This is a genomic window from Collinsella aerofaciens, from assembly GCF_901212495.1.
Taxonomy (GTDB): domain Bacteria; phylum Actinomycetota; class Coriobacteriia; order Coriobacteriales; family Coriobacteriaceae; genus Collinsella; species Collinsella aerofaciens_H.
In genome coordinates this window covers 1-14,673 of the sequence record NZ_CAAKNY010000058.1, presented here as the reverse complement: position 1 = coordinate 14,673, position 14,673 = coordinate 1, and the positions used below count along the sequence as shown (strand labels likewise).

General features: G+C 61.0%; 12 protein-coding genes. 5 read left to right on the top strand and 7 right to left on the bottom strand.

Features of this window, described 5'->3' with window-relative positions; translation table 11 throughout:
- Positions 1-27: 27 nt before the first annotated feature.
- The 7 genes from SFLMC1_RS06535 to SFLMC1_RS06505 all read right to left on the bottom strand — a co-directional run bounded on the left by SFLMC1_RS06535 (position 28) and on the right by SFLMC1_RS06505 (position 8,392).
- On the bottom strand, positions 28-822 hold the full coding sequence (locus tag SFLMC1_RS06535) for an ABC transporter ATP-binding protein (RefSeq protein WP_138113127.1): 795 nt from the start codon (positions 820-822) through the stop codon (positions 28-30).
- Positions 815-1,738 carry an ABC transporter permease gene (locus SFLMC1_RS06530; RefSeq protein WP_152073440.1) on the bottom strand — a complete coding sequence of 308 codons (924 nt, stop codon included), beginning with the start codon at positions 1,736-1,738 and terminating at the stop codon, positions 815-817. The genes SFLMC1_RS06535 and SFLMC1_RS06530 overlap by 8 nt, the downstream gene beginning before the upstream one ends.
- 204 nt (positions 1,739-1,942) lie before the next feature.
- Positions 1,943-2,923, bottom strand: coding sequence for an ABC transporter substrate-binding protein (locus SFLMC1_RS06525; protein WP_152073441.1), 981 nt, complete (start codon positions 2,921-2,923; stop codon positions 1,943-1,945).
- Between the two features lie 158 nt (positions 2,924-3,081).
- Complete coding sequence (locus SFLMC1_RS06520) at positions 3,082-3,870, bottom strand: WYL domain-containing protein (protein ID WP_152073442.1); 789 nt, start codon at positions 3,868-3,870, stop codon at positions 3,082-3,084.
- 249 nt (positions 3,871-4,119) lie between these two features.
- The gene (gene asnS, locus SFLMC1_RS06515; protein WP_152073443.1) at positions 4,120-5,523 is read right to left on the bottom strand and encodes an asparagine--tRNA ligase; all 1,404 of its coding nucleotides are present in this window, start codon (positions 5,521-5,523) and stop codon (positions 4,120-4,122) included.
- A gap of 135 nt (positions 5,524-5,658) precedes the next feature.
- Positions 5,659-7,593 (bottom strand): acyltransferase family protein, encoded by a 1,935-nt coding sequence (locus SFLMC1_RS06510; protein WP_152073444.1) that lies wholly within the window; start codon positions 7,591-7,593, stop codon positions 5,659-5,661.
- A gap of 235 nt (positions 7,594-7,828) precedes the next feature.
- Positions 7,829-8,392 (bottom strand): PTS glucose transporter subunit IIA, encoded by a 564-nt coding sequence (locus SFLMC1_RS06505; protein ID WP_152073445.1) that lies wholly within the window; start codon positions 8,390-8,392, stop codon positions 7,829-7,831.
- Positions 8,393-8,636: 244 nt separating this feature from the next.
- Here SFLMC1_RS06505 and SFLMC1_RS06500 point away from each other — a divergent pair, with 244 nt between their 5' ends.
- The 5 genes from SFLMC1_RS06500 (at position 8,637) to SFLMC1_RS06480 (ending at position 14,548) form a co-directional block, all read left to right on the top strand.
- Positions 8,637-9,536 carry an alpha/beta hydrolase gene (locus tag SFLMC1_RS06500; RefSeq protein ID WP_152073446.1) on the top strand — a complete coding sequence of 300 codons (900 nt, stop codon included), beginning with the start codon at positions 8,637-8,639 and terminating at the stop codon, positions 9,534-9,536.
- Between the two features lie 335 nt (positions 9,537-9,871).
- Complete coding sequence (locus SFLMC1_RS06495) at positions 9,872-10,192, top strand: hypothetical protein (RefSeq protein ID WP_152073447.1); 321 nt, start codon at positions 9,872-9,874, stop codon at positions 10,190-10,192.
- Positions 10,193-10,313: 121 nt separating this feature from the next.
- Positions 10,314-12,671 carry a ferrous iron transport protein B gene (gene feoB / locus SFLMC1_RS06490; RefSeq protein ID WP_152073448.1) on the top strand — a complete coding sequence of 786 codons (2,358 nt, stop codon included), beginning with the start codon at positions 10,314-10,316 and terminating at the stop codon, positions 12,669-12,671.
- A gap of 95 nt (positions 12,672-12,766) precedes the next feature.
- Positions 12,767-13,246, top strand: coding sequence for a YbaK/EbsC family protein (locus SFLMC1_RS06485; protein ID WP_152073449.1), 480 nt, complete (start codon positions 12,767-12,769; stop codon positions 13,244-13,246).
- Between the two features lie 105 nt (positions 13,247-13,351).
- Positions 13,352-14,548 (top strand): MFS transporter, encoded by a 1,197-nt coding sequence (locus SFLMC1_RS06480; protein ID WP_154063918.1) that lies wholly within the window; start codon positions 13,352-13,354, stop codon positions 14,546-14,548.
- The last annotated feature ends 125 nt before the right edge of the window (positions 14,549-14,673 follow it).

The following is a 14,673-nucleotide window of genomic DNA, read 5'->3' as shown; positions in this document are numbered from 1 at the left end:
AAATAAACCTGTCCCTTTTTGGTAGGTTTAGCTTAGCAGCATGCGGTCGTTGGCGAGCTCTCCGCCCGAGACCTCCTCGAACTTCTGCAGCAGGTCGGCCACGGTGAGCGACTTCTTCTCGTCGCCTGCTACGTCGTAGATTACGTGGCCTTCGTGCATCATGATCAGGCGATTGCCCAAACGGATGGCGTCGTTCATGTTGTGCGTGACCATGAGGGTGGTCAGGTGGTTCTCGTCGACGATCTCCTCGGTCAGGTTGAGCACCTTCGATGCCGTCTTGGGGTCGAGGGCCGCGGTGTGCTCGTCGAGCAGCAGCAGGCGTGGCTTGGTGAGCGTGGCCATCAGCAGGGTGAGTGCCTGGCGCTGGCCGCCCGAGAGCAGGCCGACCTTGGCGTTGAGGCGCGTGTCCAGACCGAGGTCCAAGCGCTTGAGCAGCTCAACGTATTCGTCCTTCTCGGCCTTGGTGACGCCCCACGAAAGACCGCGACGCTGACCGCGACGCTTGGCGAGGGCTAGGTTCTCGGCAATCTGCATGTCGGCTGCTGTGCCGCGCATGGGGTCCTGGAACACACGGCCCAGGTACTTGGCGCGCTGCGACTCGCTCAGACGCGAGATATCGTTGCCGTCGAGCTCAATAACGCCCGAATCGAGCGGATACACGCCGGCAATCATGTTGAGCAGCGTGGACTTGCCGGCGCCGTTGCCGCCGATCACGGTCACAAAGTCGCCGTCGTTAAGGGTGAGGTCGACGCCGGTGAGTGCGCGCTTCTCGGTGACGGTGCCCTTATTAAAGGTTTTTTTGACGTGCGAGAGCTTAAGCATCTGCCTCATCTCCCCTCGTGTAGGAGCTGCGGAGCTTGTAACGCTCCCAAACCACAGGTACGCACAGGGCCACGGCAACGATCACGGCAGATAGCAGCTTCATGTCGTTGGCGTCCATGCCCAGCTGCAGCACGATGGCGCGGATGAGGAAGTACACCACGGAGCCAAAGACGGCGGAAGCAAGACGGACGCTAAACTGCGTGAGTCCGCCGGGCAGCAGGCGACCGAGCACCTCGCCGATGACGATGGCGGCAAGGCCGATAACGATGGCGCCGGTGCCCATGCCAATGTCGGCATACTTTTGGCTCTGGCAGATAAGCGCACCCGAAAGGCCGATGAGGGCGTTGGAGAGCACGAGGGCGATCATCTTGGTAGTGTTGGTGTTAACGCCCAGGGCACGGATCATGTACTCGTTGTTGCCGGTGGCACGCAGCGCCGAGCCGATCTCGGTGCCAAAGAACCAGTACAGGATGGCGACGATGGCCACGGCCAACACGATGCCCAGGATGATGGCAACGGTGGACTGCGGCAGACCGGTCATATTGCTGACGGCCGAGAACACGGTGCCCTTGGCAAGGATGGGTGTGTTGGACTTGCCCATGATGCGCAGGTTGATGGACCACAGGCTGATCTGCGTAAGGATTCCGGCGAGAATCGCGGGAATCTCAAAGACGGTGGTCAGAATGCCCGTGACGGCGCCGGCGATGGCACCGGCGCACATGCCGGCCAGTACGGCGAGCAGTGGGTCGACGTTATTGTTGACGATGAGCACGGCGCAAACACAGCCGCCGAGGGCAAAGCTGCCGTCGCAGGTCATATCGGGGATGTCGAGCAGGCGGAACGTGATAAACACGCCGAGCACCATGATGCCCCAGAGGACGCCCTGCGAAACGGCGCCCTGCAATGCAATGAGCATGCTTCATACCTCCTAGGATAGGGTGGACACGTGATTTTCCATAATAGCGGTAACGCTGCATAAAAGAGTTGCGGACAGACGTTTTGTTTTACCTGAAACAAGCAGGGCGGACGCCGATCTACAGCGTCCGCCCCTGTGGCTCAGATATTGAATAACGCGGCTATGGCACGAGCACGGGCTCTAGATGCATTGCCACGCATGACGCTACGCGTCCAGAGCGGAGAGGTCGATGCCCAGGGCCTCGGCCATCTCGTCGTTCTTGACGACGACCAGGTCCTTGCTCGAGAGGTGTTTGATAGGCATGTCCTCGGGCTTGGCCTCGCCCTTTAAGATCTTGACGGCCATCTCGCCCGCGGCGTAGCCCAGGTCCTCGTAGTTGATGGAGAGGGTGAACAGACCGCCGGCCTTGCACATGCCCTCCTCGCCAGTCACGAAGGGGAGCTTGTTCTCCTTGCAGATCTGGCCGACCTGCGAGGCACCCGCGGCAATGGTGTTGTCGGTGGGGGAGTACAGCGCGTCGACCTTGCCCACGGCAGACTCGACGACGGACTGAATCTCGTTGGAGCTCGAGACGGTGAAATCAGTGTACTTGAGGCCCAGCTTGTCGAGCTCTTTCTTGGCGGCCTTGATCTGGACGTCGGAGTTGGACTCGGCGGTGCAGTAGAGCAGGCCGACCTTCTTAACGTCGGGCAGGACCTTCTGCATCATCTCGAGCTGCTCGGCGACCGGGGTGAGGTCGGAAGCGCCCGTGACGTTGGTGCCGGGCTTGTCGTTGTCCTGGACCAGGCCGGAAGCGGCGTAGTCGGTGATGGCGCAGCCAACGATGGGGATAGCAGCGGTGGCGCCGGCGGCCGCCTGCGCGGCGGGCGTAGCGATGGCATAGATCAGGTCGACGCCGTCGCCTACGAACTTGTCGGCAATGGACTTACACGTGGACTGGTCGTTCTGGGCGTTCTTCTGGTCGATCTTGACCTTGAGACCGCTCTTCTTGATGGCCTTGACGAAGCCGTCGTTGGCGGCATCGAGCGCGGAGTGCTCGGTGAGCTGCAGAACGCCGATGGTGTAGTCGGAACCGGCGGCAGCGGAGCCGGAACCAGAGTTGCCGCCGCATCCGGCGAGCGGAGCGAGCGCGAGCAGGCCGGCGGAGACAAGAAGGCTCCTGCGGCTGATGGTGATGTCCTTCATATCATTACCCCCAGTATAAAAATGGCTGGAAATACTGCACTAGGAAAAAGTGCAAGTGGGACTATAGTAACGCCGATGCCCATTTTTACAACATCCTGGCGTGTTTTTAATACTGAACCGGATGGGCGGTGCTGAGGAACGACGGACGGTAACGGGGCTTATGCTGCGGGCGCGGGGCTGTCTTCTTCGTCTAGCGCGGCAAAGAGTTTCTTGCCATCGAGCAAGCGCGTGCTGACGTTTCTCATGCGGCTGACCTCAACGGTGCGCAGGGTGTCGTCGACGCCTCGGGTGTCGTAGACCGTTCCCAGCAGATACGAGACGCCGTCGCGCTGCCTGATGGCAAAGGGCCGGACCGTCATCCGCACCACCTCGGTTTTGCCTCGGGTCAGGACGTTTGAGATATCAAAGCTGACAGTTGTCCCATGGTCGATAGCCTGTTCGACGAGCTCGCACGTGTCGATGCGCTTGGCGTGCGGACGCGTTGTCTTGACGGGCGCGTCGTTGGCGGACGGTGCCGTTTCGGGCATATCGAGATAGCCGCGAACATCGGCGCTCGCCATGGCGACCAGGTGCTGCGCCATGCTCTTTCGAATGGCTATGGGCGTCGACCGGTTGCGCATGACCATGCCGTGGAGCCGTATGATCTCCTCGTCAGCAAGCGGGCGGGTGAGGAGCCGATAGCCCACGCCGCGTTTATAGTCGATTTCGTATCCGGCGTGACGAAGTGCGGATATCGAGGTGTAGATGCTGCGGCGTGCCGCCGAGATGGGCATGCGGGCGGGGTCGTCGGGATGGGCGAGGAGCTCGACCAGCTCGTCGGAAAGCAGCGCCTTGTCCTCGCCGGTGTTCTCGCTCAAGAGCTGCAGGATGCGTACGGCGCGATAGGCTGCCATCGAGGCGGAGCCCCTGGTTGTGGTCTCGTAGTTTTCAACAACGGCTTCGGTCATAGTGCCCACGTCCTTTCCGTTTTGGGTGGCGACGGTATGGAGCCTAGGACGCGGGGCTTTCCCGGGGGCGCTCGGCGCTTTGGGCGGTCGGTAGCCGTCGGCAAACGGCAGGTCGAGTTTTCAACAGCCCTGCCTAACTGACCAAAACCTTGCCAAAAGCTTGACGGATGCTGTTGAAAAAAGCGCCTCTCGGCTTGCCGAGAGGCGCTTATATCATGCGATATGATGCGTTTTGTGGCGTTATGGCGATTAGAAGTCGGCGTTACCCACGGTACGAGGGTGCGGCAGGACGTCGCGGATGTTGCCAACACCGGTCAGATACATGACCAGGCGCTCGAAGCCCAAACCGTAGCCGGCGTGCTTGCAGGAACCATAGCGGCGCAAGTCCAGATAGTACTTGTACTGCTCGGGTGCCATGCCCAGATCCTTAATGCGACCCTCGAGCAGGTCCAGGCGCTCCTCGCGCTGGGAGCCACCGATGATCTCGCCGATGCCCGGCACCAGGCAGTCGGCGGCGGCGACGGTCTTGCCGTCGTCGTTCATGCGCATGTAGAAGGCCTTGATCTCTGCCGGATAGTCGGTTACGAAGGTCGGGCGCTTAAAGTGTTCCTCGGTCAGGAAGCGCTCGTGCTCGGTTTGCAGGTCGATGCCCCAGCTGACGGGGTAATCAAACTGGTGGCCCGCAGCAACTGCCTGCTCCAGGATCTCGACGGCCTCGGTATAGGTGACGCGGGCAAAGTCGGAGTTGGCGACATGGTCCAGGCGCTCGAGCAGGCCCTTGTCTACAAACTTGTTGAGCATATTGAGCTCGTCGGGGCAGGTGGCCATGACGTCCTTAAGGACGTACTTGAGCATGGCCTCAGCGTTGTCCATGTAGTCGTTGAGGTCGGCGAAGGCCATTTCGGGCTCGATCATCCAAAACTCGGCGGCATGGCGCGTGGTGTTGGAGTTTTCGGCGCGGAAGGTGGGGCCAAAGGTGTACACGTCGCCAAAGGCCATGGCAAAGTTTTCGGCATTGAGCTGGCCGGAAACGGTGAGGCTCGCATGTTTGCCAAAGAAGTCCTGACTCCAGTCGACCTCGCCGGCCTCGGTGAGGGGCGGGTTTTTGGGGTCGAGCGTGGTCACGCGGAACATCTCGCCGGCGCCCTCGCAGTCACTCGTGGTGATGATGGGGGTGTTGACGTAGACAAAGCCCTGCTCCTGGAAGAAGCGGTGGATAGCGGCAGCCGCGACAGAGCGGATGCGGAACACGGCGCGGAACAGGTTGGTGCGCGGGCGCAGGTGCTGCTGGGTGCGCAGGAACTCGACGGTTGCGCGCTTCTTCTGCAGCGGGTAATCCGGGGCGCTCGTGCCCTCGACCTCGATGGAGGTGGCGGAAAGCTCGAAGGGTTGGGGCGCATCGGGGGTCAGCTTGACGGTGCCGGTGCAGATGAGTGCGGCCGAGACGTTTTGATGGGCGATCTCGTCGTAGTTGTCGAGCGCCTCGCGGTTCATGACGACCTGCAGGTCGCGGAAGCAGCTGCCGTCGTTGAGCGTAACGAAGCCAAAGTTCTTCATGTCGCGGACGGACTTGACCCAGCCGGCAACGGTGACGGTCTGGCCACCGAGCGGCTCGGCATCGGCGTAGAGCTGCGCGATTTTGGTGCGGTTCACGTATCCTCCCATAACGGTTGTACGGATTATTTCCAAACAGTTAACCATTCTAACCCGCGAGTGGGGCGTAGCAAAACGTCAGGTGTGATGTATGGGCGTGACGTGGGTACCGCGCAAGCGCCGATTCTGCGTTGCCTAGTGCCCGCAGATGGCTTGACGTATGAGGGTGGCGTAGGTGTCGATTCCCGCCTGGGTGAGGTGTGTGCCGTCGTCGACAAGGTATTCGCTGTGGCCCTCTGAGGCACCGTTCCAGTCGATGACGCCGGCGTTGTCGTTTTGGGCGCAGACGTCACGAATCGTCTGGTTATTGCGGTCCTGTAGCTCGAGCGGTACGCGTACAGTTACAAAGTAGATGGGCTTGCCGCCCACGGCGTTAATCACGTCCTGCACCTGCTGGGGGTCGCGGATGAGGCCGTTGGTGCCAAGCGCGCAGATGACCACGCTTGGATCGTAGTTGGCACTGTCCTGTGCATAGACATCCTGGAAGGTGTAGAACTGGCGGCTCACCACGCCATCGATGTACGCGTTGGGAAGCACCGCCTGAATGCCAGGTTGGGCACCCGCGGTGACCGAGTCGCCGATCATGAGCACGCGGGCGTCACAGGTTCCGGTTGCCTTGTCGTAGGTAAAGCTCTTCCAGTCCAAGTTCTTGGGGACCTTTTCGGCGATAGGTCCCTCTTTGGGTTTTTGCTTGGTTGCGTCATCGGATGCGGTGTCGCTGGGCTGGGAATCTTTACCGGATGCGGGCTCGGCGCCCTTGATGCTGGCTCCGTTGTCCTGGGACGAGGTCGCGTTCTGGGCAAGCTCGGGACGGAGCTGCTCGGCGCGGGCGGTGGCGATGCCTGCCCAGTCAAGCGGCGCGAAGGCAAGTGCGGCGACGCATGCGGCGCCAAACGCGGGGAGCACCATGGCGGGCGCGAGGCCGTGCTTTCTTGCCGTGCTGTCCTGTTGGGCCGGCTTGTGGGACCAAGGGCGTTCGACGAGGCGATAGAAAACCTCGGCTACCGCAAGGATCAGTACAAGCTGTAATACCTGCTCCCACCAGGCGATGCGGGTAGTGCGGGTTGCGGGGTTCATAAGAAGCAGTAGGGGATAGTGCATCAGATAGACCGAGAACGAGCGCTGGCCCAGCCAGACGAGCGGTTTGGCCGACAGCAGGCGGCGCACGATGCACTCCGTATTCTGCACGCAGATGATGAGGAGCCCGGTGACGAGGGCAAACAGCAAAAAGCCGCCACGGTAGAGCCAGGCGCTCTCTCCGGTCAGCATGAGTGCGCCGACTATAACGGCAATGAGCCACGCGATAGAAATCGCGTTGACCTTTGAGATGCCCTTGTTGGCGCCGGGGGTATGGATATCACCGCTCAGCATCTCGCGCAGACGCGGCGCGGCGATGGCGGCTAAGGCTCCGCATAGAAGCTCGGCGGAACGGGCGTCGGTTCCGTAGTAGACGCGCGATGTGTCGGCGGTGGGATTAAACATGAGGACCATGGCCGCCGTCGATACAAGCGCGAATGCGATCGTAATGCCGATGGCAGTGTTGCGCGACCTGGTTTTGCTGTACAGCGCCATAAGGATGACCGGCCATACCAGATAGAACTGCATAGTGACAGCGCAGAACCACAGGTGCGTGAGCGGCGAGGGGAGCCCCGCGGCGGCGAAATACGAGACGTTGCGGAAGATGTAGAACCAGTTGCTCAAAAAGAGTGCCGATGGCAGGGCGTCCTGCTGCACCTTAGGGAGTAGGCTCGGGGCCGCGATGTAGGTGGCGAAGGCGGTAAGCGCGATGGTCACGACGATCGGCGGCATCATGCGTGCAATGCGGCGGCAGATATAGCGCGGGTACGAGAATCCGTCGCGTGCCGTGGCTCGCATAATGCTTTTGGTGGCGAGATAGCCGCTCAGCGTAAAGAAGAGTGTAACGCCCAAAAAACCGCCGATCAGGCGGCTGGGGCGAAGGTGATATAGGACGACGCCGGCGATGGCGAGGGCGCGAAGCCCGTCGAGCGCGACGATGCGTTGGTTGCGTTGAGGCGCGGCATATGCGGCGCCCGTGGGTGTGTTTTGCATCGATCTTTCCTCCAATGTCGACCTAGCAGTCTAGCGCTCTGCGCGGACAAAGGAAGGGGGTTCGTGCGGTTGAACAACATGCCGCGGGGCGATGCTTCGCTACGCAAAAGCCGCACCTGCGTTGATGCTCAGCTGCCTATATAGAAACGTTTCAGAACCTCAACATAGGCAAAAACAACAACACAAATGCGGCAAAGATGCATAGGGGGTTGACCCGTTATGTGACGGCGGTCTGCTACTTGGTCTTGGCAACCAGCAGCGGATCGCCAAGCTTGACGAGCGGATTGCCGTCGATAAGCGTGCCAGACTCGCCGACGTGGTCAATGCTCTTGAGGCGGTCGAGCTCAGAGACGATGACGGTCACGATGTCCTCGTGGCCGGCGGCCCTGATAGCGTCGCGGTCGAAACTGATGAGCGGCTGGCCGGCCTTGACCGTGTCACCCATCTCGACAAAGCGAGCAAAGCCTTTACCGTTCATTTTCACGGTGCCCAGGCCGACGTGGATAAACACGCGTAAGCCGTCCTCGGTAATCATGCCGATAGAGTGGTTGGTGACGGTGGTGGCGCCGATACGGCCGTTGGCGGGGGCGTAAATGGTGTCGGTGATGGGCTCGATGCCATAGCCCTGGCCAAGCATGCCCGAGGCAATGGTCTCGTCGGGAACCTCATTCAGGTTGACGAGCACGCCGTTGACGGGGGCGTATATGACGCCTTCGCGGGTGGCGAAGCTTGCTGCGGGCGGAACGGACGCCTCGCCCGACGAAGCGAGCGTGGACTTGAGCGAATCGAGCAGACCCATAGATGCCTCCAACGTATCAAGTGCGCATATCGCGCGCTTTGTTTGCCGGAAACGTTTCGTATGTGTTTCACGGCTTGGTTAACGCCCCTATTCTACGCTGCTCAACGATACCTCTGAGCTGGGATTATGTGATATATCAGTTGAAGGGAAACTTATTGCGGGAGTGTTTCTTCGCCACGGGCTCAAGTGGGGTACGCTTAGATGCGAAAAATGAGTGCGCACGAATCGCACGGAGGGAGCACCTATGATTATTGAGAACCATGCGCTGTGGGGCGAGGAGCCGACCGAGGATTATCCGGCGACGTTTACGTATCTGGGTGCCGAGCCGCTGCCCGACAAGCCCAATGGCCGCCGCCCCGCGGTGATTATCTGCGGCGGAGGCGGGTTTACGCATATCGCACCGCACGAGCAGGACCCGGTGGCGTTTGCATTTTTGGACCGCGGCTACCAGGCCTTTGTGCTCAACTATGTGACGAGCGCCACGGGCGACGTGAGCTTTCCGCACCCGCAGGCGGACCTCGCCAAGATGGTCGCTACCGTGCGCGCCAACGCCGACGAGTGGCATGTCGATCCCAAGCGCGTGTGCATCTTGGGTTTCTCGGCGGGCGGCATGATCTGCGCCTCGTTGGCAACGCAGTGGAAGACCGGACCCTTCGCAGGCCTTGCCGGGGCTCGTCCGGAGGATATTCGTCCCGACGCCGTGGTGCTGGGCTATCCGTTGCTCGACTTTGCCTATGTGCGCGATATGCAGACGCGCGACCCGCGCATCGACCTGCGCGTGCCCAAGACGGGTGGCAAGACGGGGCGCGATTTGCTCAACGACTATCTGTCGATGGTGACGGGCGGCGAGGCGACCGATGAGCACCTGACCGACATTTGCCCCACCACGCACGTTTCGCGCCAGATGCCCCCGACCTTTGTGTGGGGCGTTTCGGACGACAAGACGGCGCCGATCGCGCAGGTCTACCCGTTTGCGCAGCGCATGGCCGAGGAGGGTGTTGCATGCGAGATGCACGTCTTTGACCAGGGTGGCCACGGCCTTTCGCTCGGCAACGCCAATACCGCGGTCGACAACGAGGACAAGCAGGTGGCGGTCCGCCCTTGGATTCGCCTAGCCTTCCGCTTCCTGGAGCGCCATCTGTAAGAGGGACGGCCTCATCCCGCCTTCATAACTTGCGGTGGAATAGTTCCTGTTTTTGCTGGTTAAAGCCTCAAACAGGAACTATTCCACCGCAACTTGTTTTGATTCGCTGGGGGACGGAGGAAGCGACGATCCGGAATCCACCTGCACGGTCGTCGCTCCGCATCCCGTCCGTTGGCGCAAATGGTGCCAAATGTAATCTGCCCCCTTGCACGCTTGTTCCCCCTCGCAGCAATCTGTTGATTGAACGTCATTGTATACTCGCGGTTTCTGGGAAACCGTCTCGCAGCAAAGTAGACTAGATGGCCATTTCAAAAAGCCTACTCAGAGGAGGAGTCATGCTTGAGGGTACGTATGTGGTTTCGGCCCAGACGCCGGTGGGGAGTAAGCGCGGCGAGGTGACGTTTTCACATGGGGTGAACGGTGCGCTCAGGGCAGTGCTAAATGTCAGGGGTCTCAATATCGCTCTCTCGAGTGCCCGCGCTGAGGGCGACTTCTTTGAGCTCTCGGGCACTATCTCCCACGTCTTGATGGGCAAGGCGCCCTTTACATGCACGGGGTCGGTCGAGGGTGATCGACTCACTGCTACCGCGCGGTCGGGTTCCGTTTCGATCTCGCTGAGCGGTATGCGTAAAGAGCTTTCGGGGCGCACCGCATAAAGTTTGCGCAGGTAAACATCGGTATTTGACTTTATAAAAAAGTTGAGAGCGCTATCATTTGTCGTTACGAGTTGGTTAACCCCGGTAAACGGTTAACCGCGTCTAACGAAAGGATGAGCGCGTGAAGCTCGATACACTCGAGATTGGAAAGGACGCCGTTGTCGCATCGGTGGCATCGGACGATCAGGCACTCCGACAGCATATTTTGGACATGGGCCTAACGCCGGGCACCGAAGTCACCATGATGAAGTACGCCCCTATGGGCGACCCGCTCGAGATTCGCCTGCGTGGCTACGAGTTGACGCTGCGCAAGGACGATGCCGCCCGCATCGAGCTCGTGGGTGTTCACGACACAGACACGGGTCCGCGCGCTAACGCCGCAATCGGCACGACGGAGCACCCGGCACTGGGCGAGGGCACGTATTCGCCCCGCGCGGCCAAGACGGCCGTGCCCGAGGGCGCACCGCTGCATTTCGCCCTCGCCGGCAACCAAAACTGCGGTAAGACCACGTTGTTCAACCAACTGACAGGCTCCAATCAACATGTCGGTAACTTTCCCGGCGTGACGGTCGACCGCAAGGACGGTACTATCCGTAACCATCCCGAGGCGGGCGTTACCGACCTGCCTGGCATCTATTCGCTGTCGCCGTACACGGGCGAAGAGATCGTGAGCCGCCAATTCATCTTGGACGAAAACCCCGACGCCATCATCGACATCATCGACGCCACCAACATCGAGCGCAATCTGTACCTAACGCTGCAGCTTATGGAGCTCGATCGCCCCATGGTCATCGCGCTCAACATGATGGACGAGGTGACGGCCAACGGCGGCGCCGTGGACGTCAACCTGCTCGAGAGCCTGCTGGGCGTGCCTGTTGTCCCCATTAGCGCTGCCCGCAACGAGGGTATTGGCGAGCTGGTGGATCATGCCTTGCACGTGGCGCGGTTCCGCGAGCGCCCCGGTCGCCTGGACTTCTGTGCGCCCGATGGCTCGGACGGCGGCGCGCTACATCGCTGCATTCACGGCATCGCCAACCTTATCGAGGACCATGCCGCGACAGCGCATATTCCGGTGCGTTTTGCGGCGACCAAGCTGGTTGAGGGCGACGAGCTGGTAACCGAGGCGCTTCACCTGGATCGCAACGAGCTCGACGCCATCGAGCACATCATTACCCAGATGGAGGGCGAGGCCGGCACCGACCGCCTGTCAGCGCTGGCCGATATGCGCTTTAGCTTTATCGGCGACGTGTGCGGGCGCTGCGTCGTCAAGCCGCACGAGAGCCGCGAGCACGTGCGCTCCGTCAAGATCGACCGCATCCTGACGGGTCGCTACACGGCCATTCCGGCGTTCCTGGTGATCATGGGCCTCGTCTTTTGGCTGACGTTTGGCGTGATCGGCGCGGCGTTGCAGGGACTCATGGAGAACGGCATCGCTGCCGTCATCGCCTCGGCCGATGCGGGCCTCAAGGCGTTCGGAACCAACGACGTGGTGCGCTCGCTGGCTGTCGACGGCGTGCTTACGGGCGTGGGCAGCGTGCTGACCTTCCTGCCGATTATCGTCGTGCTCTTCTTGTTCCTCTCCATTCTGGAAGACTCCGGATACATGGCGCGCGTGGCCTTTGTCATGGATAAGGTGCTGCGTCGCTTTGGCCTGTCGGGCCGCAGCTTTGTGCCCATGCTCGTCGGTTTTGGCTGCACCGTGCCGGCTATCATGTCGACCCGTACACTCCCATCCGAGCACGACCGCAAGATGACGGTCATGCTCACGCCGTTTATGAGCTGTTCGGCCAAGCTGCCGGTCTATGGTCTGCTGTGCGGGGCGTTTTTCCCGCAGATGACAGTTCCCGCCATGGTCTCTCTCTATCTGATTGGCATTGCGGTCGGTTGCATCGCGGCTTTGGTGCTCAACCGTACGGCATTTAAGGGCGACCCGGTGCCGTTTATCATGGAGCTTCCCAACTACCGCCTGCCGAGCGTCAAGACGACGGTGATGCTGGCATGGGATAAGGCCAAGGACTTTATAACCAAGGCCTTTACCATTATCTTTGCCGCTACCGTGGTCATCTGGTTCCTTCAGACGTTCGACATTCGCTTTAATGTGGTCGCCGATCAGTCGCAAAGCCTGCTTGCGGGCCTCGGCAGCATCATCGCGCCGGCGCTGGCGCCGCTTGGATTTGGCGACTGGCGTGCGTCGACGGCGCTCGTCACCGGACTTATTGCCAAGGAGAGCGTCATCTCGACCCTCACGGTGCTTTTGGGCGCAACGTCGCCCGCGGTGCTGTCAACCATGTTTTCGCCGTTTACCGCTTACGTGTTCCTGGTCTTTACGCTGCTGTACCCGCCCTGCGTGGCGTCCATCGGCGCCGTCAAGAGCGAGCTGGGCGCGCGCTACGCCGTTGCCGTGTTCGCGTTTCAAGTGACGGTCGCCTGGATCGTGGCGTTTCTGGTCCACGGCGTTGGTGTTCTGATTGGCTTGTAAACGAGCGGTTTGCAAACAAAGCCTCTCTGCATATGGCGCATCCACGGGCTATACTCCTCTGTCGAACAGCTGGTTTGGCGGAGGAGTTTTTAGTTATGGCGTTTGACAAGGCGATGGCGCATTTGCGAGCGAAGGGCTTTGACGACCGTGTGATTGTGCCTCAGGAGGAGACGGCAACTGTCGAGGAAGCCGCAGCGGCACTGGGAACGGCTCCCGCGCAGATCGCGAAAACGATGGCGTTCGATGTCGACGGCGCGGCGGTGCTCGTGCTGTGCGCCGGGGACGCGCGTGTCAACAGCTCCAAATTCAAGAAGTTCTTCCACGGCAAACCGCATATGATTCCCGGCGCTGCGGTCGAGGAAGCCGTGGGGCATGCGCCCGGAGGTGTTTGCCCCTTTGGCATCAATGAGGGTGTGGCGGTTTATCTGGACGAGTCGCTTAAGCGTTTTGACACCATTTACCCGGCATGTGGTGACGACCATAGCGGTGTGGAGCTCTCGGTGCCCGAGCTGGAGGCGGCGTCCGACGCCCAGGGTTGGGTCGATGTCTGCCGCGGATGGGAGCCCGAGGACTAGGCCCCAAATGTCTGCGCGATTTTGGCCCCGCATCTGTACTGACGGATGCGGGGCTGTTGCTATATAATCGCCCACCGCTCAAGATAATCGGAGAGGTTTTCCTATATGGCTCAAACAAAGCAAGACGGCATCTCACTCAAGCAGTGGCTCCCGCTTATCGGGCTCGCCTGTTGCGCGTTCGTATTCAACACGTCGGAGTTCATGCCCATCGGCCTGCTGACCGACATCGCCGCGTCGTTTTCGCTCACCGAGGCCCAAGCTGGCATCATGATCTCGGTCTATGCCTGGGGCGTCATGCTGCTGTCGCTGCCGCTTATGGTGTTCGCTTCGCGCTTTGAGTTCAAACGGATGCTGCTGGGCGTGCTTGCCGTGTTCTCGCTCGGCCAGTTCCTGTCCGCCTTGGCGCCGACCTATCCCATCTTAGTCTGCGCGCGCCTGGTGGTTGCCTGCGCGCACGCCGTGTTCTGGTCGGTCGCCTCGATCATGGCCTCGCGCCTGGTCGCCACCCGCCACGGGGCGCTCGCCATCAGCATGATCGCCACGGGCTCGTCCATCGCGCAGATCTTCGGCTTGCCGATCGGCCGCGCCATCGGGCTGGCCGTGGGCTGGCGCATGACGTTTGCCGCGGTCGGGGCCTTCTCTGCTGCTGCGGTGGTGTACCAGGCGACAGTGTTCCCGGCCATGCCGGCGGGTGAGCGCTTTACCGTCAAACAGCTGCCCGAGCTGCTTAAGAACCCGTTCTTGATCGCGCTCTACGCGGTCACGGTCTTTATTGCGACCGGCTACTACGCGGGTTACAGCTATATCGAGCCCTTCCTGGCTCAGGTCGCGCATGTCGACGCAAGCGCTATCACCATGACACTGACGGCGTTTGGCTGCTCCGGCCTGGTGGGCAGCTGGCTGTTTGGCCGTCTGTTCGACGGGCACCGCTTCCCGTTCTTGGCTATCACGCTTTCCGGCGTGGCAGCGGCCCTGCTGCTCATGGCCCCCGCGGCTTCGGCGCTCGTGGCGGTGCTTGCCGTCTGCGCGTTGTGGGGCTGCTGTGGTACGGCCTTTAACGTGGCTTTTCAGGCCGAGCTCATCAAGTACACGCCGGCGGACTCGTCGGCCGTCGCCATGTCGATTTTCTCGGGCCTGTTCAATCTGGGTATTGGCACGGGCACCGCGATCGGCGGCGCCGTGGTTTCGGGTCCTGGCATCGCCTGGATCGGCTTCGCGGGCGGGGCGATTGCCGTCGTGGGCGTCATCCTCGCCATCATGGTGCTATTTCCGGCCATACGCCGCGCAAAGCTCGTCGCCTAATCATGTTCCCTCATCAGTTGCGGTGGAGTAGTTCCTGTTTAAGGCCTCTGAAGGCCCAAGCGAGAACTATTTCACCGCAACTTAGAAAGGGGCTGGGGTAGCTAATTTGGGACGGGGCTATTTTA